Here is a 20,691-nt window from a genome sequence, read left to right as displayed (position 1 = left end):
ATTTGCAAGGGGTCAGGATTGACGCGCCCCGAGGGAAGTGCTCTTAACCAAGGCATGGCTGATTACTATTCGTTGATCTCGCGGGCCATTGCCGCTCTTCCGCAACAATCGCCTGACGCCAGGCAGGCGGTCTATGAGCGTGCGCGCAAGGCGTTGTTCAGCCAGTTGCGAGGCATTCAGCCGCCGGTCGCGGAAGCGGATATCGCCGCGGAAGGCCGCGCGCTGGAAGAAGCGATCACCCGCGTCGAGATCGAGCTCGCGGCGAAGAATGCGCCGGCGCAGAAGCCCGCGTCCGGCAAGCCGGACTCGTCGTCGCCGCCGCGTCGGAGCGCCGCCGCAAAACCCGCCCCGTCGACGGAGACGCCTCCCGACGCGCGCAGCGCCGAGGACGCCTGGCGCGAAACCCTCGCCGAGACCGAGAGCGAAGCGCCGGCGCGCGAGGCGCAGCGCCCGGCGGCGCCGCTGCCTCTGCCGCCGAAATCCCGGCGGCCGCCGACGCGGATCATCGCGCTTGGCGGCGTGCTCGTCGCGCTGATCGCCGTTGTCGGCGCCCTCGCCTGGTATCTGCGCGAGCGGCCGGAAGATTTGGCCAAGCTGAAACCGGAAGAATCGGGCCCGGGCGAGACGGCGGACGCCGGCAAGTTCGGCGATCGCGTCGAAGGCGGGAATTCCGCGCCCGCGCCGGCTTCCGGCAAGCGCGCGCCCTCGGTGCCGGTGGCGCAGAAGGCGGAGATGTGGGTCGCCTCGCTGCAGGAGCCCGACAAGGTCGACCGCATCTACAATGCGACCGTCGTGTGGCGGCTCGAAAATGTCGGCGGCGCGCCAGGCCAGCCGATCGGCTCCGCCATTCGCGGCGACGTGGACATTCCGGACGGCAAGATGAAGATGATCATGCTGCTCCAGAAGAACAATGACTCCACGCTCTCCGCGTCGCACACGATCAACGTCGCCTTCAAGCCGCAACCCGGCAGCCCGCTCGGCGGCGTGAAGGCCATCGGCCCAATCCAGATGCGCCGCGCCGACGCGCAGTCAGGCGAGAAGGTCGTCGGCATTCCCGTGCCGATCACGGAGAACAATTTCCTCATCGGCCTGATGCGCGGCGACCGCGAGGCGCGCAACGTTCTGCTGCTGCGCTCCATGGCCGTCATCGATCTCCCGCTGCAGCTCTCGGACGGCCGCTCCGCGACGATCAATATGGAGAAAGGCCCCGCAGGCGAACGCGTCTTCGCCGACGCCATCGACAATTGGGGCAAATAGCGCGTCAGACGTCAACGCGGCTTCCGCCGTCATTGCGAGGAGCGCAGCGACGAAGCAATCCAACGCCACGATGCGATTCTGGATTGCTTCGCCTTCGGCTCGCAATGACGGGTTGCCGACGGCGCAAGCCAGGGCGACGGCGCCGCCTCTGGATCGCTTCATTCGCAATAGCGGTTGACACGGCTTCCGCCGTCATTGCGAGGAGCGAAGCGACGAAGCAAGCCAGCGCCATGATGCGATTCTGGATTGCTTCGCCTTCTGCACAGCGATGGCGGACGGAGTCACGCTGATTACATCACCAGCGTCAGCTTCTGCGCCGCGCGCGTCACGCCGGTATAAAGCCAGCGGGCGCGGTGCTCGCGGAAGGCGAAGGATTCGTCGAAGAGGGTGACGTTGTTCCATTGCGAGCCCTGCGCCTTGTGCACGGTAAGCGCATAGCCGTAATCGAACTCGTCCGAGTCCTTGCGCAGCGCGTAAGGGATCTCCCCGTCCCCGCCCTCGAAGAATTGCGGAATGACGGAGACGCGCTGGAATTTGCCCGCCTCGCCTTCTTCCGGCATGACGAGCATTCTGATCTTGCCCCGCCGCAACGCGCCGGCGCTCTTCACGGTGAAGAGCGCGCCGTTGAGCAGGCCCTTCTTGCGGTTGTTGCGCAGGCAGACGAGCTTCTCCCCGGAATGCGGGAAAGGCCCAGCCGTGAAGCCGCGCAATTCGCGCAGGCGGCCATTATAGGCCCGCCGCGTCTTGTTCAGGCCGACGAGCACCTGGTCGGCGCTGGTGACAAGCGCCGGATCGAGCTCCTGGCGCGCGACGATGCGCGTCTCGCCATAGGCGCCGCGCTGCAGCGCCCCGCCTTCGCGGATCGTCATGGAGAGGCGCACGATCGGATTGTCCGCCGCCTGGCGATGCACTTCGGTCAGCATCACGTCGGGCTCGGCCTCGGTGAAGAAGCCGCCGCCCTTCACCGGAGGCAATTGCGCCGGGTCGCCCAGCACCAGCACTTTCTTGCCGAAGGAGAGAAGGTCGCGCCCGAGCTCCTCGTCCACCATGGAGCATTCGTCGATGACGATGAGCTTGGCGTGCGCAGCCTCGCTGTCGTCATTGAGGACGAAGGACGGTTCCTCCGTCTCGGAATCCGTCGCGCGATAGATGAGGCTGTGGATGGTGCGCGCGTCCTTGCAGCCCTTGGAGCGCATGACCAGCGCCGCCTTGCCGGTGAACGCCGCGAAGGCGACGTCGCCCTCGACATGCTCGGCAAGATGGAGCGCGAGCGTCGACTTGCCGGTTCCGGCATAGCCGAAGAGCCGAAAGAGCTGCGGGCCGCGCGGCGTCGCGAGCCATGTCGCGACGGCGTTCAGCGCATTGTCCTGCTCGGGCGTCCAGACGGGCATGTGTCCCTGCGGATCGAATCGGGAACGTGCACGATGGCGAAAGGCGCCCGCCGCCACAAGCCGGTCGAAAAGGAAAGTCTGGGATCTCCTTCGCCATGTGGAGCCTCGCACGGTTGGCCGCCCGATGCCTCGCCAAGGGACTCGCGCCCGGCGTTCACGCGGTCGCTGTCGTTGCGTCAACTTGACGCCGGAAAGCGGGCTCCATCCGATGTTCCCGTCAGGGCAATCGGGTTAACGCTGGGCGTTAGTGAATCCCTCCCCTTTACGGGGAGGGTGGCCCCGCCAAAGGGCGTCTGGAAGACGCCCGTCTTACAGACGGGCTATGGCGGCGCGAACCCCACCCGGCGGTCTTCGACCGCCGACCTCCCCGTAAAGGGGAGGTATAGGGCGGCTAACGTTCGAGATTGTCGTTCACCCGATTGCCCTAATGTTCCCGTTGAGAAAAGCTTTACCTCCGCCCTTTAGCGTCGAAACGTCAAAAATCCGACAAGAGCGGTGAAGATGAGCGTCTTAGCCAGCATCGCCGAAAGGCTGCACCCCGTTCTTCTGTCCCCCGGCTCGCATTTCTCGCTCTATTCTCTGATCGTGGGCTTCTTCATCGGCTTCGGCTTCCTCGCCTGGCGCCAGCGCGCGCGCCGCGGCCATGTGCGCCTGAAGGCGCTCATGCGCGCCTTCTTCCCCCGCGGGATCCTCTTCAACCGCTCGACCAAGGCGGACGTCTTCTATTTCTTTCTCAACGTCTTCGTCACCGGCCTCCTCATCGGATGGGCCTGCCTGACGACGGGCCAGGTCGCGGACTTCACGCAGGGCGCGCTCGTCGACCGTTTCGGCTTCCGCCCTGAGACCGGCCTGCCGGAATGGCTGCTTCGCGGCGGAATGACCGTAATTGGCTTCCTCGCCTTCGAATTCGGCTACTGGTTCGACCATTATCTCAAGCACCGCATCCCCTTCCTGTGGGAGACGCACAAGACGCATCACACCGCCGAGCGCCTCACGCCCTGGACGGTGTGGCGCGCGCACCCGCTCGACTCGCTCATCTTCACGAATGTCGTGGCGGTCTGCGTCGGCCTTTCCTGCGGCGTCGCAGCCTTCGCGCTCGGCGCGCATGTCGCGGCTTTCTCGCTCGGCGGCGCCAACGCCTTTCTGGCGCTGTTCTTCTTCACCTTCGTGCATTTGCAGCATTCGGAGGTCTGGCTCCCGCTGCAGGGCTGGGCCGGCCGCCTGCTGATGAGCCCCGCCCATCACCAGATCCATCATTCGATCGATCCGGCGCATTACAGCAGCAATATGGGCAATGCGCTCGCGATCTATGACTGGCTGTTCGGCACGCTGGTCATGCCCGCGAAGGAGTCGCCGCGTCTCGCCTTCGGCGTCGAGGAGCCGGGCGTCGATCCGCATAGCGTGACCGAGCTTCTCATATCGCCCTTCCGCAATGCCGCCGTCGCGCTGCTCCCGAAGGTTCCGGCTCCCCGAGCGCCGATCGCCATCGAGAAATCCGTCGAAATCACGCGGTAAGCCCGCCGACAAGCAGCACCGCGCCGAGCAGGGCGGAGAACGCCGCATAGGCCGGCAGCTTCTCCTTGAAGCGCATGCGCTCGACCGAGCGGCGCAGAAAGCCCGTCGGCAGGAACATGGTCGCAAGCCCGCTGAACAGGCCGATCCAGCCGAGCGCCGAGACGAGCGCCTCGAGCCAGCCGCCCCAGCGATTATGCGCGGAGACGACGGCGAGCCCGAAGACGAGCCGCAGCACGCCAATCATCGATTCGAAGACGGGATCGTTGGAGATGCGGTCGACGAGACCGAGGGCGGCTTCGCGGCGCCAATACAGCCAGGCGGCCGCGAAAAGCGCATAGGCGCCGATGAACTTCGCGAAAAAGGCCGTCGTCGGCATCGGCTCTCCCAGACAGCCCCCTGCCCGGTTCTCAGACCGCCGCCGTATGGCGCGCGGCCGACGCCTCCAGATAGGCGTCGAACGCCGCGGCGGCAAGGCGAACAAAGGGCCGGCCCCGCTCGGTGACGCGCAGGCGCCGGCCCGCGACCTCCACCACGCCGTCGCGTTCGAGACCGGAGAGCAGGACCCTCGCGGCGTCGAAGGCGCCCCGCGCGAAGCCGTGCTCGACCGCGATGTCTCCGAAATCCACGGCGAAATCGCACATCAAGCGCTCGATGATCTCCGCCCGCGCCAAATCCTCGATGGAAAAAGCGAGACCGCGCGTGATCGGGAAGCGGTCGTCCTCGACCGCGCGGCGCCAGCCCGCGAGATCCGTGGCGTTGCCGACAAAGCCCTGCGGCAGGCGGCCGATGGACGATACGCCGAAAGGCAGAAGCGCCGTTGCGCTGTCGATCGTATAGCCTTGGAAATTGCGGCGCATCCGTCCCTCGCGCGCGGCGACGGCGAGCGGATCGCCCGGGCGCGCGAAGTGATCGAGGCCGATCGCCTCATAGCCGGCGCGGCTCAAAGTCGCGCGCACGGCGGCGGCCTGGGCGAGGCGCTCCGCCGCCCCGGGCAGCGCGGCGGCGTCGATGAGCTTCTGATTCGCCTTGAACCAGGGGACATGCGCATAGCCGAAAACCGCGAGCCGTTGCGGATCGAGCGAAGCCGCCATGGCCGCGGTGCGCTCCACATCGGCGACGCTCTGATGCGGCAGGCCATACATCAGGTCGAGATTGATGGCGTCGACGCCTGCGGCGCGCAGCATCGCGACCGCGCGCTCGACGATCTCGAATGGCTGCACGCGGCCGGCGGCCTGCTGCACATGCGCGTTCAAATCCTGCACGCCGAAGGAGGCGCGCTTTATGCCCGCTCCCGCCAGCGCCTCGACCATCTGCGCGTCGAGGATGCGCGGATCGAGCTCGATCGCATGCTCCGTCTCGGGCGCGACCTCGAAGAGCTCGCGCACCCGACCGACGATCTCGCCGAAACGCGCCGGCCCCAGAATGCTCGGCGTGCCGCCGCCCCAATGGATGCTCGCGACGCGGCGCGCCCGCGTCGCCCGCGCGGTCATCTCGATCTCGCGCAGCAGCGTCTCCTTATAGGCCGTGAGGGGCGCCTCCCGCCGCGCGGCCTTGGTGTGGCAACCGCAATAGGAACAGATTTCCCGGCAGAAAGGGACATGGAAATAGAGCGACAGGGAGGCATGCGGATCGAGCGCCGCGAGCCAGTCGCGCATTTCCGCGTCGCCGATCTCCTTCGAGAAATGCGGCGCGGTAGGATAGCTCGTGTAGCGCGGCGCGGAACGTTCGGCGAGGGCGAGTGCGGCCGGGTCCATGATGCGGACTCCCTGATAGCGGCTTCTTTGGCGCGAACTTAATTCGCGCGCGCGCCATGCGCAAAAGGTCCCGCTGCTACACATTACCGCGCCCCGCCTTCGGAAAATACGGCGGAATCTTGTATACGCCCTTGGCCCGCGCGCCCGAAAAGGGCAGACTGACGGCGATTCCCGCCTTTCTTTGGAGCATGCGTCGATGTTGACCTCTACCCCGCGCGCGGTGCAATTCCAGCGCCTGGGCCTCGTCGCGGCCGCCCTCGCCTTCATCCTGGCGAACGACGCGGTTCTCGCCGTCGGCGATGGCGCGCCGGGCCGCTACGGCGTTTTGCGCGACGACAAGGACACGGGCTGCATGCTCACGCTTCTGGGCGGCGGCCGCGCTCAGCTCGCGCCCGCCTGTCGCGACAATGGCATCGTCGTCTTCGATCCCGTGCGTTGGTCGATCGACCGCGGCAAGCTCGTGCTCGTCGCGCGCAAGGGCCACAAGGCCCATTTCGAAAAGGATTCGAACGGCTTCTGGCGCCGGGACCCGAATGAGGCGAAGTCCTCTCTCGCCTTCAGGCCGATCTGACGGGTTCGGGGCGACCCGGCGAAAAAGCCTCCCGGATCGCTCCGGGAGGCTCGCTGTCCGCCGCCACGCGAGAGGGGCGGGAGGGCGACGGCGGAAACGCTTGAGCTACGCGAACGCTACGAAACCCTGGGAGGCCGCCGGGAGGATGCGCGGCGGGATCGTTCGCGGGCCCTATTCACAGATTTGCGTCCGGCGATAGGCCACGACATTGCCCCAATCGTCGGCGACCGGCCGGTCGACATAATAACAATCGCCATAGCCGCCATAGCCGCCATAAGCGGGTTGCGCGGCCGAGCCCGCCACCGCGCCGAGCGCGAAGCCGCCGAGCGCCGCGGCGGCGGCCGCGCCGCCATTGTCCCAGCCGCCATGATGGCCCCAACCGCGACGCCCCCAGCCGTCGGCGGCCGCCGGCGAGACGAGGCCCGCGCCGAGGACGCCGGCCACGGCGCCGACGGCGATGGCGTTACGGAGATTCAGGCGCATCGGACGCTCCCTTCGCTCAGGCCGCCGCCAACTCGGCGGCATGGGCGGATCATTGCGCGCCTTCCCTGAACCGGACGTGTCCACGCCGTTCATCCGCCAGTCAGCTTTCTCGGCGCCGCTGGGTCCAGCTTAAGCTGCGCCAGATCGCGCGGCCGTCATTGCAATGACGTTGAACGCAGCTCTCGCCGTCATTGCGAGGAGCAAAGCGACGAAGCAATCCAGGAGCCGCAAATGACGCTCTGGATTGCTTCGCTTCGCTCGCAATGCCGCCGGAAGCGCTCTAATGTGCCGCGGAGCCGCCGGGAGAACGCGCTTGGGCCCACAGGAAAAGATACGCCTGATGATCGTCGAGGATCAGACGGTGATCCGCAAGGCGCTCGCGGCGCTATTGGCGCTCGAAGCGGATATCGACGTCGTCGCCGCCGTCGCCGACGGTCAACAGGCGGTCGCTGCGGCCCTGGCCTATGCTCCGCATGTCGTGCTGATGGACGTGAAGATGCCGCGCATGGACGGCGTCGCGGCCACCCGCGCGATCCTCGCCAAGGCGCCTCAGACCCGGATCGTCATGCTGACGACTTTCGATACGGACGATCTCGTCTTCGACGCGATTTCGGCCGGCGCGCAGGGCTATCTGCTCAAGGACGCCGAGGAGAGCGAAATTCTCGACGCGATCCGAAGCGTCGCGGGCGGCGAGCCGCGCCTTTCGCCGGCCGTCGCCGCGAAGATCATGGCCGAGTTTCGCCGGATCAAGGCGCTCCCCAAGCCTGCGGCGCCCGCGAGCCTCGAGGGCGAGGAGCCGCTCACCGAGCGCGAGAAGGACGTGCTCGCCCATGTCGCGGCCGGCAAGGGCAATCGCGAGATCGCCAAGGAAATGGGCCTCGCGGAAGGCACGGTGAAGAACCACGTCTCCACCATTCTCGCCAAGCTGCATTTGCGCAGCCGGACCGAGCTTGCGATCCGGGCGCTGTCCGAGCGCTGATCCGGCAGGCGGCCCCGCGCGCCTTCAGCGCCGGCGCGTCACGCCCGCCGCCAGATCGCTTTCCCAAGGGAAAGAAACATCTCCTCCACTCCCTGCCCCGTCTTTGCGCTGGTATAGGCCATGTCCGCTTGCAGCGTCGCCTCAAGGCGAAAGTCGGGCGCGAGGTCGATCTTGTTGAGAATGGCGGAGACGGGACGGCCGGGAAAACGCGCCTCGAAGTTTGAGACGAGCCCCGCCATCTTCACCAGCGTCGCCGGCCGCGTGGCGTCGGCGACGATGATGGCCGCCGAGGCGCCGGCGAGATAGACGGTCTCGAAGATGCGCAGGCCGAAATCTCCGTCCGTGTCCCACAAAACGAAGCGGAGGGTCGCGTTTTCCGCCTCGGGCCCCAGCGCGACGTCATGGGTGAGGACGTCCACGCCGATCGTCGTCTTGTAGTCGTTCTCGAAGCAATCGAAGACGAATCGGCGCGCGAGCGACGATTTGCCGACGCCGATGTCCCCAAGAAGCATGACTTTCGCCGAAATCATCGCACGTCGAACTCCCCCGCATAGGGCAATTCGAAGGAGACGCGGCGGCTGCGGATCGTGTCGAGCGTCGAATCGGCGATCGGATTGAGCGTCGAACGCGAGACGAGCGAAAGACGGTTGCGCGGCACGCCGCGCTCGACGAGCATGCCGACGATCTTGTCCGCGCGCTTGCGCGAGGCGGATCGGCTGGAAACCGTCGCGCCCACATCGTCCGCATAGCCCACGACGCGCAGCCCGCTGTCGCTCGCCTTCAGCAAGGCCGCCATTTCATCGAGGCGCGCGGCCGTGGTCGCCGGATCGACCAGCGTGTCGGCCTCCGAGAAGAACACGGCGAAAGTCTCGACAATGCGCTGAAGCTTCGCGCGGGACGAATCATGTTCTCCCATCAGGAGGTCGAGCGCGGCCCGCGCCTGCTTGAGCTCCTCGCGCAACGCTTCGATCTGGCCCTGCGCCTCCTGCAGCGTCGCGGCGGCGCGCGTTTCGCCCGCGCGCAAATCCTGTTGGGTTTGCGAGGCGAGCGCGACGATCTGAACTTCCTTCCCGACGCGATAGGGATCGGAAATCCGTGCGAGGGCGTCGACGACGGCCTGCGGCTCCGCCTCATTCGCGGCGAGGCCGCGCAGGACCACGCGGCCGTCATCGTGCTCGACATCGAGTCGCAACGGATATTGCGCCAGCGCGGGATGCGCCGCCATCGCTTCGCCATAGGCGCCGCGGATGCGCCATTCGCGAAAGGCGCGCAGCGCCGGATCCCAACTGAACCAGACGGCGAGACCGGCCACCAGGGCGCCGAAGACCATGACCGGCGCCTTGCTCTTCGGCTTCGCGGGCGGCTCCGCCAGGGCGCCGTTCAAGAGGCCGCCAATGGCCTCGGGCGTGCAAGCGCCGTCGTCTCTCTCATGCAGCTCCACGATCGACAGAAACGCCTCGTCGAGCCGCCTTTCCCGCTGGCCCGACAAGGCGCCGCCGAATTCCCCCGCGACGATGACCTGGGGCGAGCCGCGCAGGAACACCTTGCCCGATCCAATATCGAGCATGCGCAACTCGCCGCCCTTGTCGGCGTATACATTGGCGGCGAATTCGGTGATCGCGGCGATCATGCCGCTCTCGAGATCGGCGTTGCCGCCCTCGGCGCCCTCTTCCCTCGCGGGCCACATGGCGAGGAGGCGCCCGCTCCCGCGCTCGAGGAGCAGCGCGCGCTTGAGACGGCCCGCCTCGGCCTCGGCGAGCGCCACCTCGGCCAAGGTGCGTCCCGTCGCCATCGCGCGCAAACGCAGCCGCCAGGAATTGGCGGAGACGAGCGCGTCGATGCGCGCATTGAGGCCCTCGACGAGGTCGCGGAAGGCGCCCGCCACGGCGGCGGTCACGAGGCGGCCCATGATCGGGTATAGCGCCTCGACCATCATGTCCTTCGAGTTCTTGATCTCGGCTCGAATGATCGCGACGACGGACGGGGCCAGCGCGTTGCTGAGGTCCCTGGGGCGCTTCTCCTCGGCGCGCTTGAGCGCTTCGACCAGGGCGTCGCCCGTCGAAACGGAGAACTTCTTCTCGTCGCCCACACGGTCGTCGAGCTTCCCGACGCGCTCGGCTGTTTCTTCCAGCCGGCGATTAGTGTCGCCGAGCAGGAGGGCCTTGATCTTCTCGAAGGCCTCCACGCTCCCGGACCGCGCCAGGTCAGTCATCGCGCTTCTCGCCCATGGCCCTGATGCGCTCGCCGAGCTCCGAAAGCGCGCCGCCGATCGCCGTGAGAGACTCCGCCCGGCCCTTTTCGGCGTTGCCGGCGATTTCCAGCAGGCGGGCGTCCAACTCGTCGAAACGGGCGAGAAATTCCTGACGGAGAATCTCAAGCTTCCGATCAATTCGGGAAAGTTCTTCTTCAGTTTCTCGCCGGGACGCGCCGAAAAGGAGCTCGCGCATCTGCTCCATCGGATCAAACATCATGCCGATCGGCGTAACATCTAGTTTATGCTTTTCTTCCTGGCCGCCGTCGCTCATCCCGTTTCCTTCAAACTCCACGCTTTCGAGACCATGAGACTTTAATTTTTGAACGCCTATCAGCTTTCTAACATGCAAACCGTCCGAAAACGACAGCCAATGACGAAAGTAACGTGATGCAGGTGACGATCTGCACTGTCGCGACGGGCGGGGCGCGCGCAATTTCCCGCAATATTCCGGCGCCCTCTATGTTTATCGAACAGAGCGGGCGCGGAAGAGAAAGTTTTCAGGCGCTCGAACAATGTCGGAAAAAAATAGACAGCCCCAATCAATTGGCGCGGAAGCATGCGTCGACGCTCAACGCGGCACGCTCACCCGCCAGGACATTGCGCTCGCCATCTTCGAGCGCGTCGGCGGGATTTCGCGTCGCGAGGCCAAGCGCTTGACCGATTGCGTCATCAACGAAATGGTGTCGACGCTCATCTCAGGCGAAAACCTGAAGTTGCACGATTTCGGCTCCTTCGTGGTGCGCGAGAAGAATGAGCGCGCCGGCTGCAATCCCCGCACCGGCGCGCCGGTGCCGATCGAGGCGCGTCGCGTCGTCGTCTTCAGGGCGTCGCCGAACATGAAGGCGACCGTCAATGGCGGCGCCCAGGCGCAGCGCGGCAAGCCAAAAGGCGCCGCCAAGCGCCGGGAGGACGCCGGCGCCCGCGCCGGGGAACATCCCTCCTCCTCCAAGAAGGCCTTGGACGAAGCGTAACGTCCGCTCGCTCTGCCCCGCGAGCGGATGTGAAGGGCTCGACCGCGCAGATCTCTGCCCCGACGCGCGGTCGAGCCCGCCTTGCTTCATCAAGGCAATTCGGAGCGCTTGAGCTTGCCATTGGCGTTGCGCGGCAGGGCGTCGAGAAAGACGACGGCGCGCGGCCGCTTATAGGCGGCGAGATGGGCGTGGCAATGCGCGAGGATCGCCTCTTCGTCCCGCGGCGCATTGTCGCGCATCACGACATAGGCCTTGATGATGGTCGCATCGGCGTCGCGACCCGGGCGCTCCGCCACGGCGGCCTCCGCGATGTGATCGAAGGCGAGCAGGCATTTTTCCACTTCGGCGGGCGACACGCGATAGCCGCCCGCATTCATCACCTCGTCGGCGCGCCCGTGATGATGCATGTAGCCTTCGGCGTCGAATGCGACGAGATCGCCCGAGACGAACCATTCGCCGCGAAAGGCCTCGCGCTCCTCGTCGGGCCGGTTCCAGTAGCCGAGCATCAGGCCCGGATCGTCGCGCCGCACCGCCAGCACGCCGGCTTCGCCCGGCGGCAGCGGCGACTCGCCGCCCTCCTGCGGAAGCGCGGCGACGACCCTGCCCGGCTGCGGGCGCCCGGGAGAGCCCGGATGAACGGGCGTCGTCGGGCCGCTGGAAATGAAGGTGGAGCATTCGCTCATGCCAAAGGCTTCATAAATTTCCTTGCCCGTGCGCGCCTTCCACTCCGCGAGCAGCGCCGGCGGCAGAGCGGCGCCCGCCGAAAGGCCATGCCGCAGGCTCGACAGATCGGCCTGCTCCGGCGCGGCGTATTTCAGGATCTGGCGGTAGACGCCCGGCACGGCGGCGAAGACGGTGGCGCGATGTTCGGCGATCAGCCGCGGCCAGACATTCGGATCGGGATGGCCGTTATAGAGCACGGCGGAGCCGCCCGCGGATAGCGGATCGACGATCCCGACGCCGAGCGTATAGGTCCAGTTGATGGCGCCCGCATGCAGCATGACGTCGCCGGGACCGAGCCCTGTCCAATGCGCGCGCATCGGCCGGCGGCCCCAGGCGGCGCGATGGGCGTGGAGCACGCCCTTGGGCCGGCTCGTCGTGCCGGAAGTATAGACGAGATAGGCCGGATCGTCGGCGCCCGTGTCGGCGTAATCGTCCAGCGGCGCGCTTTCGGCGAGGCGCTCCAGATCGGCGCCGCGCAGGACGATCGCGCGAGTCCCATGCGACTCCCTTTCGAAGGCGGCGCCGAGCGCCAGCGCCGAGGCGCCGCAATCCTTGAGCAGGAAATCCGCTTCCTCGAAAGTGAGCTGGGAGGAAGCGAGCAGCGCCACATAGCCCGCCGCGATGGTCGCGAAATAAGCGAGCGCCGCATTGGCCTCGTTGCCCATGCGGATCATCACCCGCGCGCCGGGCGCGAGCCCCAGCGACCGCAGGCCGGCCGCGAGACGGCGCACTTTCAGATCGAGCTCCGCATGCGTCCAGCGCTGCGCGCCCCCGTCGCCAACGACCGTGAGCGCCGTGATCTCCGGCCGCAAGCGCGCATTTTCCGCCAGGCAATAGCGGGCGAGATTGAAACAAGCGGGGACGGGTTCGCGGAGGGGCTCGATGGTCATGCCCGCGCTTTTGGCGCCCGCGCGGCGCGAGGGCAAGAGGCGTCCGCGCCGCGCCTTAACTCCCCGTCAACCACAGGAAGAAGCATCGCTTTTGGAATGAAGATTCTCGGTCAAACTTTCCTCAAATCGATTCTTTTGGAGAGCGGCGGTGGCGAAGAAGAAATCCCAATCCTCTCGGGGCGCCTCGGCCCCGGCAAGGAGCGCGTCGGCGAAAGGCGCCTCCGCCGCGCTGATCGTCGCGATCGGCCTCGCCGGCGCGGGCGGCGGCTATGTGGTCGGCAAGAAAAGCGATTTGGTCGAACAAAACGTCGCCGCGCTGCTCGGCTCCGATAAGTCCGCCTCCGCGCCAAAGCCGGCGCCGGAATCGAAAAACGCCGAAGCGGCCCGCGCGGTGAAGGCGGCGGACAAGGCGGATCTGGCTCGCCTGCTCAAAGGCGGCGGGGCCAGGACGGCGGAATCGAGGGCGGGAGAGTCAAAGGCCGCCGAACCGAAGCCCCCGGCCGACATTCCGACGCCGCCCGCCAAGCCGGAACTCGCCAAGGCCGAACTCGCCAAGGCGGAGTCGGAACCCGCAAAGCCCGAAAGCGCCAGGGCCGAAGCCGCCAAGCCGGAAGCCGCGAAAGCCGACGTCCCACGGCAGCCCGCGCCGCTCGCCTTCGCGCTGCTGGACAGGGAGATCACGCAAAGCGCCGAGGACGGCGAGCGGGTGACGCTCTCGCTCAATTTCGAGAACCTCGCCGGCAAGCCTATCCGCGCCTTCGAAGGCGTGGTGAAGCTCACGGATCAGCAGGACAATGGCGTCTTCAGCTCGAAAATTTCCGTGAGCGCGCTGATCGCCGAGGGCGGCGCGCTGCATTGGGACCAGCATGTCGATGCGCGAAAGCTCGACGAAAAAGGCAGACGCCTGATCTCGGAAGACAAGGCGAATCTGAAAGCCGTCTTCCTGCTCAAGAAGGTCTTCTTCGTCGACGGCAGCGTGCAGAAATACGCGATGCCGCCGAGAGCGGCGCAGGCGGGCTGAAGCCAGGACGGTCGGGCGGCCGACTCTCCCGGTCGACGAGCGGCTTCCGTCACTTCTTCCTCATGTTTTCCGCCTCATTGCGAGCGAAGCGACGCAATCCAGGGCCGCGACGACGCTCTGGATTGCGTCGCTTCGCTCGCAATGACGGACGGACGCGGGCGGGTTTACGCTGCGGGGCGCCTCATGGAGGACCGCCCCCTCAGTCGAACAGGCTCGACACGCTCTCCTCGCGCGCCGTGCGGGCGATGGCCTCGCCGATCAGCGGGCCGATGGGAATCACGCGGATGTTATGCGCCGCAGTCACGCCGTCCGTCTCGCGGATCGTGTCGGTGATGACGAGCTCTTTCAGCTTCGAGGCGGCGATGCGCTCGCAGGCCCCGCCCGAAAGCACGCCATGGGTGATGTAGGCGTGGACCGATTCGGCGCCGGCGGCGAGCAGCGCCTCGGCGGCGTTGCAGAGCGTGCCGCCCGAATCGACGATGTCGTCGACGAGGATGCAGTTGTGGCCGGCGACGTCGCCGATGATGTTCATCACCTCCGACTCGCCGGCGCGCTCGCGGCGCTTGTCGACGATGGCGAGCGGCGCGTCGATGCGCTTGGCGAGGGCGCGGGCGCGCACCACGCCGCCAACGTCGGGCGAGACGACCATGGCGTTCTTCAACTGCCGGTGGGCCTTGATGTCGGCGACCATGACCGGGGCGGCGAAGAGATTGTCGGTCGGGATGTCGAAAAAGCCCTGGACCTGCCCGGCGTGAAGATCGACCGTGAGAACGCGGTCGGCCCCGGCGCGGGTGATGAGGTTGGAGACGAGCTTGGCCGAAATCGGCGTGCGCGGGCCCTGCTTGCGGTCCTGGCGGGCGTAGCCGAAATAGGGAATCACCGCCGTGATGCGGCGGGCCGACGCGCGGCGCAGCGCGTCGATCATGATCAGAAGCTCCATCAGATGGTCGTTCGCCGGGAAGGAGGTGGACTGGATCACGAAAGTGTCCTGCCCGCGGACATTCTCGAGAACCTCGACCCAGATTTCCTGATCGGCGAAGCGACGGACATGGGCGCGGCACAGCGGAATGTTCAGATGCGTCGCTATCGCCTCCGCGAGCGCCCGGTTCGAGTTGCCCGCCAGAAGTTTCATCGCCGCCATGGACCGGTCCCCACACCCCGCTACTGTCCGCGGCGTCTTAGCAGCCGCGCGGCCAAGGAACAATATGACGCGGTTATGGCGGGCCCTCCTTTCGCAGATGCGATTGCCTCGCGGATAGGTAATGCTCTAAATGTCACCTTGCCGGTCCTTGCGCCCGAGGGACGACGGCCGGCCAGTGTCACTCCAAGGCGTATCCTCCCGAAAATGACGCGTTGCACCATCGCTGCGGACGATCTGCCGACCCTGCCGGCGTCCCCCGGGGAGACGCGCGTCGTCGTGGCCATGTCGGGCGGGGTGGATTCGAGCGTCGTGGCCGCCCTGATGAAAGAACGGGGATATGACGTCGTCGGCGTCACCCTCCAGCTTTACGACCATGGCGAGGCGACCCATCGCAAGGGCGCCTGCTGCGCCGGCCAGGACATTCAGGACGCGCGCGCCGTGGCGGCGCGATTGGGCATTCCCCATTTCGTGCTGGATTACGAGCGCCGCTTCCAGGAGAAGGTGATCGACGAATTCGCCGCCTCCTACGCCAGCGGCGAGACGCCGGTCCCCTGCATCGCCTGCAACCAGTTCATCAAATTCGCCGACCTGTTCGAGACGGCGAAGGACCTCGGCGCGCATGTCCTGGCCACGGGCCACTATATTTCGTCCCGCGACGACGGCCGGGGCGGCCGCGCCTTGTTCCGGGCCAGGGACGCCTCGCGCGACCAGAGCTATTTCCTTTTCGCCACCACGCGCGAGCAGCTCGAAATGCTGCGTTTCCCGCTCGGCGACTTCACCAAGGCCGAGGTGCGGGAGATGGCCCGCCGCTACTCGCTCGAGGTCGCGGACAAGCCGGACAGCCAGGACATCTGCTTCGTGCCGAGCGGCCGCTACACGGACGTCGTCCAGCGCCTCGCCCCCGAAGCGGTCGTGCCGGGCGACATCGTTCATGTCGACGGGCGCGTGCTCGGCCGCCATGCCGGCGTCGTTCACTATACGATCGGGCAGCGGCGCGGCCTGGGCCTCGGCGCGGCGGTGGTCGGCCGCGACGCCCAGCCGCTCTTCGTGGTGCGGCTGGACGCCGCCAAGGCGCAGGTCGTGGTCGGCCCCCGCGAGGCGCTGGAAACGCGCGCCGTCGCGCTGAGAGATGTGAACTGGATCGGTCCTGGCGAGTTCTCCGAATTGCCGCCGCAGGGGATCGACATCATGGCCCGCGTCCGCTCGACCCGACCGCCCGTCCCCGCCCGCCTCATCGCCCGGGAGGGCAAGGAGGCGACCGTCGTCTTCGCCGCCGGGGAGTTCGGCGTGTCGCCGGGTCAGGCCTGCGTCTTTTACGACCGAGCCGACGATACGGCGCAGGTGCTGGGCGGCGGTTTCATCGCCGCTGTCGAGCCCGCGATAAAGAGCATTCCAGTCATGGCGCCGACGCCGCGCGCCGCAACCGCGCGAGGGGCGCCGAGATGAGTGAAGCGACAGATTTCAGCCGCGAAGCCGAGTCTCTGGACAATTGCGACGTCGAGGCGGCTTACGCGCGCTGGGCGCCGATCTACGATCTCACCTTCACGGCGATATTCAAGCCGGGCCGGCGCGCGCTGACCGCCGCGGCCTCCAAGGCGGACGGCCCGATTCTCGACGTCGGCGTCGGCACGGGCCTCGAGCTGCCGATGTTCGAGCCGCATACCGAGGTCTATGGCGTCGACCTTTCGGAGCCCATGCTGCGGCGGGCGGCCCAGCGCGTCGAGCGCGAGCGCCTGCGTCACGTCGCCGGCCTCTACAAGATGGACGCGACCCGCATGGCCTTCGCGGATTGTTCCTTCGCCTGCGTCTGCGCGCCTTTCGTGCTGACGGTCGTGCCGGAGCCCGAAGCCATGCTTGACGAGATCGCCCGCGTCGTGCGTCCGGGCGGGGAGATCATTCTCGTGAACCATGTGAGCCGGAAGGACGACCCGCTCGCCGTGCTCGACGCCTGGCTCGACCGCCATGTCGCGCCCAAGCTCGGCTGGCGCCCGCAATTCCCCTGGGCGATCATCGGCGACTGGATCGACGCGCGCCCCGACATGCAGCTTGTCGAGCGCCGGCTGCTCGCGCCCTTCGGGCTGTTCACGATGAGCCGCATCAGGCGGCTGCCCGTCGCGCAGGATATCGAGCCCCCGGCGGAGCCGGCCGAGCTGGAATATGCGTAACGCTCTGGCGCTCGTCGGCGCGCCGCGCTAGATTGTAGGCGCGGCGCTGCGGGGTGCGTGCAGGACTTTATTCCCCGGGGCCTTATCGATCCTTAAGGGAGCTGTCCCTGGCCTTGCCCGTGGGCTCGGTCACACGGCGCCCACCTACGTTGTAGGTTCCCGGGATCGATGTCCCACGGCTCATGTGGCCCCGCGCTTTCAATCTTTCTTTCCGGCCCGCCTCTCAATGACCGATGTGAAGACCGAACTGCGCCGGCATGCGCTGGCGCGCCGTGATCTTGTGACCCATGAGGAGGCCCATGGGGCCGCCGCCGCCATCGCTCGGCGCGGGCTGGCGCTGGTCGAGGCTCTTGCGGCCGAGACGGGGCTGGAGGCGCCCGTCATCTCCGTCTATTGGCCGATCCGCAGCGAGCTCAACACGCGGCCGCTGATCGACGCGCTCGCAGGCAAGGGCTACAAAGTCGTGCTGCCGGTGATGCATAAGGTGAGGCAACCACTCGTCTTCCGCGATTTCGCGCCCGGCGACGGCCTTGTGAAGGGTCCTTTCGGCCTCTCCGAACCCGCCGAGGACAAGACGGCGCGCGACCCGGATATTCTCTTCTCCCCGCTCGCGGCCTTCGACCGGAAGGGCTTCCGGCTCGGCTATGGCGGAGGCATTTACGACGCGACGCTCGCCCAGTTGCGTCCCACAAAGAATTTGACCGCGATCGGCGTCGCCTATTCCTGCCAGGAAGCGGACCGCGTCCCGACCGAGCCGCACGACCAGCGACTGGATTATCTGCTCACCGAGCGGGAGCTGATCCTTCCGGCCTGATCCTCTCTCCCGCGACGCCGGGAGGCGCGCGGCGGCGAATGGCTGCTTCGCCGCCCCTCCCCGCGCGCGAGATGCGGCGGCGCCGAGCCTTACGGCTTTGGCGGCTCCGGCAGCCTGATCATTTGTCCCGCTTTCAGCTTGGTCGCGGGCTTCACCCCCGGATTGGCGCTTGAAAGGGCCGCGAGCTTGTTCGTCTTGCCATAGAGCTTCCTGGCGATCGATTTCAGCGTGTCGCCGGCCTTGGCCGTGTAGGTCTCCGCCGGAGCCGGCGGGGGAGCCGCCGCCTCCGGGGCCTGAGCGGTCTCGGCGGGCTTTGCCTCTTCGGTCGCGGCCGGCGCCTCGGCGCTCTGGCTCTCGGCGGGCGCGGCGGCTTCGGCGCTCGGCTCGGCAGCTTCGGCGCTCGGCTCTGCGGATGTCTGCTCCACTTTCGCCTGCGCTTCGGGTTCTCCGGCGATCGGCGCCCTGTTCACGCCCATCGCGAAAACATAGACCAGCGCGGCGGCGGCGGCGGCGGCGGCGAATTCCCTCGCGCCGCGCACGCGCTTGGGCGGGAAAAGCGGCGGGCGGTGATCCTTCTCCGCGCCGTTCGCGACGGCTTCCTCCCGGCCCTTCAGCCAGTTGAACAGCTCCAGCAGAAAGTAGAGAAGCAGCAAAGCGGAGAGCGGCGGCTTCCAATAATTCAGCGGGGCGAAAATATAGGCCATCGCCGCCTGCTCGATCAGCAGGCCGATCCAGGGGATGTCTCCGTCCTTGCCGCGGCGCAGGAGCGCCAAGCCCGCAACCACCACGAAGAGACCGGCATAAAGCGCGAACAGCGCCTCGCGCGGCAGAAAACTCCAGCCGAGCGCCTTGCTTCCGAAGAGATAGACGAGACCCGCGGCCGTCGCGGCGTAAAGGCCGTTGAGAAGGCGACGCTCGCCGGCGAGCTGCGAGAGATGCGCCAGCATCGCGATGGCGACGACGGCCAGAAAGGCCAAAGAGACATTGGCGGACAAAAGGTCCGGATTCATCTAACTGGGCTCCAGTTTACGTTCAGGGAGCGTGAGCATGCGGATGTGACATCCGTTTGTAGCGGGGAATTAATTAGCCTTGCCGCTGACTCCGGCGCTTTCGAATGTCGCCATATCGCCGTGGCAGGCAAGCGCGGTCTTGATGATCGCGATGGCGAGACCAGCGCCGGACCCCTCGCCCAGCCGCATCCCGAGATCGAGCAGCGGCCTCTTGCCGAGGCGCGCCAGCACGTCCCCATGCGCGCCTTCCGCCGAGACATGCCCGGCGACGCAATGCGCGATCGCATCGGGCGTGACGGCGTGAAGCAGAGCCGCCGCCGCGCAGGCCACGAAGCCGTCGAGCACGACGGGAACGCCATTGAGCCGCGCCGCCATGATCGCGCCCATCATCGCGGCGATCTCGCGGCCGCCGAGACGCCGCATGATCTCGAGCGGATCGGAGAGATGCGGGCCGTGCAGGGTAAGCGCCGCGTCGATCGCGGCGTTCTTGCGGGCGAGCCCCGCATCGTCCACCCCCGTGCCGCGACCGGTCCAACGGGACGCCGGCCCGCCGTAAAGGGCGGCGTAGATGGCGGCGGCGCTCGTGGTGTTGCCAATGCCCATCTCGCCTGGCGCGAGCAGATCGATCCCGCCCTCGATCGCCTCGAAGCCATAGGCGAAGGTCGCCGCCGCCTCGCGCTCGTCCATCGCGGGTCCTTGCGTGAAGTCTTGCGTCGGCCGCTCCAGGGCGAGCTCATAGACCTTGAGGCCGATGTCATGCGCCTTGCAGATCTGATTGATCGCCGCGCCGCCGCTCAAGAAATTCTGCACCATCTGCTCTGTGACGCTCGCCGGAAAGGCCGAGACGCCCTGCGCGGCGACGCCATGATTGGCGGCGTAGACCGCGACGAGCGGACGCGCGACGGCGGGACGCGGCGCGCCCTGCCAGGCCGCGAGCCATTCGACGATTTCCTCGAGCCGTCCGAGCGCCCCCGGCGGCTTGGTCAATTGCGCGTCGCGCGCCCGAACCGCGGCGACGGCCGCCCGGCTCGGCGCGGGAAGGCTCGCAAAGAGCATGCGGATTTCTTCGAAGGGACGAATCTCGGGCTGCATGACCAGGCTCGCAAAACAAAACCGCCCGGACCTCTCGGCGCCGGGCGGTCGAAAAAAGATTGGCTTCCCGGAAGATTACGCGCCCGACGCCTTGGCCTTGTTGTCCACGCGCTCGGCGATGCGAGCCGACTTGCCGCGGCGGTCGCGCAGATAATAGAGCTTGGCGCGGCGAACCTTGCCGCGGCGGACGACCTTGATCGAGTCGATCAGAGGCCCATGGATCGGGAAGACGCGCTCGACGCCCTCGCCGTAGGAAATCTTGCGGACAGTGAAGCTCTCATTGAGGCCGCCGCCATTGCGCGCGATCACGACGCCTTCATAGGCCTGCACGCGGGTGCGGTCGCCTTCCTTCACCTTGACGTTCACGACGACCGTGTCGCCGGGACGGAATTCGGGAATCTTCTTGCCTTCGATGAGCCGGGCGGCCTGCTCGGCCTCGAGCTGCTCGATGATGTTCATTGTAAACTCCAGCCGTTTCGTCTGTAGCCTGTCGGCCGACGAGCGTTTCGGAACGCTGTTTTAGTTGAGACCGCCTCCCATACAGGAGACCGGGGACTTTGTCGAGTGAGCAAGCGCAACAGAAATCCTGCTGCAAAGCAAAGAAATTCGCCCGCCGGGGGCGGCCCCCCTGCGCAATGCGACCTATATAGCCCTGCCGGG

Annotated in this window: 21 protein-coding genes and 1 other RNA gene; 10 read left to right on the top strand and 12 right to left on the bottom strand. The window is 67.0% G+C overall.

Annotated elements, in window-relative coordinates; all coding sequences use genetic code 11:
• Nucleotides 1-54 precede the first annotated feature (54 nt).
• Entirely contained in the window at nt 55-1,257 is a 1,203-nt protein-coding gene (locus ACV7JP_RS13530) for a hypothetical protein (protein WP_457796193.1), read from the top strand.
• A 290-nt stretch (nt 1,258-1,547) separates the two neighbouring features.
• On the opposite strand, the gene ACV7JP_RS13525 is transcribed toward ACV7JP_RS13530, so the two are convergent.
• Nucleotides 1,548-2,648, bottom strand: a complete 1,101-nt coding sequence (locus ACV7JP_RS13525) for an ATP-dependent DNA helicase (RefSeq protein ID WP_457796192.1) — start codon at nt 2,646-2,648, stop codon at nt 1,548-1,550.
• Nucleotides 2,649-3,149: 501 nt separating this feature from the next.
• Between ACV7JP_RS13525 and ACV7JP_RS13520 the strand changes: the two genes are divergently transcribed.
• Nucleotides 3,150-4,163, top strand: a complete 1,014-nt coding sequence (locus tag ACV7JP_RS13520) for a sterol desaturase family protein (protein ID WP_457796191.1) — start codon at nt 3,150-3,152, stop codon at nt 4,161-4,163.
• Here the strand turns inward: ACV7JP_RS13520 and ACV7JP_RS13515 are convergent.
• Together ACV7JP_RS13515 and hemN are read right to left on the bottom strand one after the other, a co-directional pair.
• Nucleotides 4,153-4,539 (bottom strand): hypothetical protein, encoded by a 387-nt coding sequence (locus ACV7JP_RS13515; protein ID WP_457796190.1) that lies wholly within the window; start codon nt 4,537-4,539, stop codon nt 4,153-4,155. The two genes, ACV7JP_RS13520 and ACV7JP_RS13515, sit on opposite strands and share 11 nt — an antisense overlap.
• Before the next feature lie 31 nt (nt 4,540-4,570).
• Nucleotides 4,571-5,917, bottom strand: coding sequence for an oxygen-independent coproporphyrinogen III oxidase (hemN, locus tag ACV7JP_RS13510; RefSeq protein ID WP_457796189.1), 1,347 nt, complete (start codon nt 5,915-5,917; stop codon nt 4,571-4,573).
• Nucleotides 5,918-6,113: 196 nt separating this feature from the next.
• Between hemN and ACV7JP_RS13505 the strand changes: the two genes are divergently transcribed.
• Nucleotides 6,114-6,488: an AprI/Inh family metalloprotease inhibitor gene (locus ACV7JP_RS13505; protein ID WP_457796188.1), complete on the top strand. Its 375-nt coding sequence runs from the start codon at nt 6,114-6,116 to the stop codon at nt 6,486-6,488.
• Nucleotides 6,489-6,659: 171 nt separating this feature from the next.
• Here the strand turns inward: ACV7JP_RS13505 and ACV7JP_RS13500 are convergent, their stop codons facing one another.
• Nucleotides 6,660-6,971 (bottom strand): hypothetical protein, encoded by a 312-nt coding sequence (locus ACV7JP_RS13500; protein ID WP_457796187.1) that lies wholly within the window; start codon nt 6,969-6,971, stop codon nt 6,660-6,662.
• Between the two features lie 313 nt (nt 6,972-7,284).
• On the opposite strand from ACV7JP_RS13500, the gene ACV7JP_RS13495 reads away from it, so the two are divergent.
• Entirely contained in the window at nt 7,285-7,950 is a 666-nt protein-coding gene (locus ACV7JP_RS13495; protein ID WP_457796186.1) for a response regulator, read from the top strand.
• Between the two features lie 38 nt (nt 7,951-7,988).
• Here ACV7JP_RS13495 and ACV7JP_RS13490 read toward each other — a convergent pair whose 3' ends face one another.
• The 3 genes from ACV7JP_RS13490 to ACV7JP_RS13480 are packed head-to-tail and all read right to left on the bottom strand — an operon-like array spanning nt 7,989 to nt 10,475.
• Nucleotides 7,989-8,462 (bottom strand): Rab family GTPase, encoded by a 474-nt coding sequence (locus ACV7JP_RS13490; protein WP_457796185.1) that lies wholly within the window; start codon nt 8,460-8,462, stop codon nt 7,989-7,991.
• A gap of 14 nt (nt 8,463-8,476) precedes the next feature.
• The gene (locus ACV7JP_RS13485) at nt 8,477-10,162 is read right to left on the bottom strand and encodes an OmpA family protein (protein ID WP_457796184.1); all 1,686 of its coding nucleotides are present in this window, start codon (nt 10,160-10,162) and stop codon (nt 8,477-8,479) included.
• Nucleotides 10,155-10,475 (bottom strand): hypothetical protein, encoded by a 321-nt coding sequence (locus tag ACV7JP_RS13480; protein WP_457796183.1) that lies wholly within the window; start codon nt 10,473-10,475, stop codon nt 10,155-10,157. The genes ACV7JP_RS13485 and ACV7JP_RS13480 overlap by 8 nt, the downstream gene beginning before the upstream one ends.
• 241 nt (nt 10,476-10,716) lie before the next feature.
• Between ACV7JP_RS13480 and ACV7JP_RS13475 the strand changes: the two genes are divergently transcribed.
• A complete protein-coding gene (locus tag ACV7JP_RS13475) occupies nt 10,717-11,175 on the top strand; it encodes an integration host factor subunit alpha (RefSeq protein ID WP_457796182.1) in 459 nt (152 codons plus the stop codon).
• Nucleotides 11,176-11,264: 89 nt separating this feature from the next.
• Here the strand turns inward: ACV7JP_RS13475 and ACV7JP_RS13470 are convergent, their stop codons facing one another.
• Nucleotides 11,265-12,788 (bottom strand): acyl-CoA synthetase, encoded by a 1,524-nt coding sequence (locus ACV7JP_RS13470; protein WP_457796181.1) that lies wholly within the window; start codon nt 12,786-12,788, stop codon nt 11,265-11,267.
• Between the two features lie 148 nt (nt 12,789-12,936).
• Between ACV7JP_RS13470 and ACV7JP_RS13465 the strand changes: the two genes are divergently transcribed.
• Entirely contained in the window at nt 12,937-13,809 is an 873-nt protein-coding gene (locus ACV7JP_RS13465; RefSeq protein WP_457796180.1) for a hypothetical protein, read from the top strand.
• A 199-nt stretch (nt 13,810-14,008) separates the two neighbouring features.
• Here the strand turns inward: ACV7JP_RS13465 and ACV7JP_RS13460 are convergent, their stop codons facing one another.
• Complete coding sequence (locus ACV7JP_RS13460) at nt 14,009-14,941, bottom strand: ribose-phosphate pyrophosphokinase (protein WP_457799088.1); 933 nt, start codon at nt 14,939-14,941, stop codon at nt 14,009-14,011.
• A 213-nt stretch (nt 14,942-15,154) separates the two neighbouring features.
• On the opposite strand from ACV7JP_RS13460, the gene mnmA reads away from it, so the two are divergent.
• The 4 genes from mnmA (at nt 15,155) to ACV7JP_RS13440 (ending at nt 17,929) form a co-directional block, all read left to right on the top strand.
• Nucleotides 15,155-16,396, top strand: a complete 1,242-nt coding sequence (mnmA, locus tag ACV7JP_RS13455; protein ID WP_457796178.1) for a tRNA 2-thiouridine(34) synthase MnmA — start codon at nt 15,155-15,157, stop codon at nt 16,394-16,396.
• On the top strand, nt 16,393-17,115 hold the full coding sequence (locus tag ACV7JP_RS13450) for a class I SAM-dependent methyltransferase (protein WP_457796177.1): 723 nt from the start codon (nt 16,393-16,395) through the stop codon (nt 17,113-17,115). Before mnmA ends, ACV7JP_RS13450 begins: the two co-directional genes overlap by 4 nt.
• Nucleotides 17,116-17,155: 40 nt before the next feature.
• Nucleotides 17,156-17,310, top strand: a non-coding RNA gene (gene ssrS, locus ACV7JP_RS13445) — 6S RNA.
• A gap of 31 nt (nt 17,311-17,341) precedes the next feature.
• Nucleotides 17,342-17,929, top strand: coding sequence for a 5-formyltetrahydrofolate cyclo-ligase (locus ACV7JP_RS13440; RefSeq protein WP_457796176.1), 588 nt, complete (start codon nt 17,342-17,344; stop codon nt 17,927-17,929).
• Between the two features lie 89 nt (nt 17,930-18,018).
• Here the strand turns inward: ACV7JP_RS13440 and ACV7JP_RS13435 are convergent, their stop codons facing one another.
• The 3 genes from ACV7JP_RS13435 to rplS form a co-directional block, all read right to left on the bottom strand.
• Nucleotides 18,019-18,939, bottom strand: a complete 921-nt coding sequence (locus tag ACV7JP_RS13435) for a LysM peptidoglycan-binding domain-containing protein (protein WP_457796175.1) — start codon at nt 18,937-18,939, stop codon at nt 18,019-18,021.
• A gap of 69 nt (nt 18,940-19,008) precedes the next feature.
• Nucleotides 19,009-20,031, bottom strand: a complete 1,023-nt coding sequence (gene cobT, locus ACV7JP_RS13430) for a nicotinate-nucleotide--dimethylbenzimidazole phosphoribosyltransferase (RefSeq protein WP_457796174.1) — start codon at nt 20,029-20,031, stop codon at nt 19,009-19,011.
• A gap of 75 nt (nt 20,032-20,106) precedes the next feature.
• Nucleotides 20,107-20,490 carry a 50S ribosomal protein L19 gene (gene rplS, locus ACV7JP_RS13425; RefSeq protein ID WP_457796173.1) on the bottom strand — a complete coding sequence of 128 codons (384 nt, stop codon included), beginning with the start codon at nt 20,488-20,490 and terminating at the stop codon, nt 20,107-20,109.
• Nucleotides 20,491-20,691: the final 201 nt, after the last annotated feature.

The sequence above is a fragment of the Methylocystis sp. S23 genome, from assembly GCF_054106005.1.
This window is presented reverse-complemented; position numbering and strand designations above follow the sequence as displayed.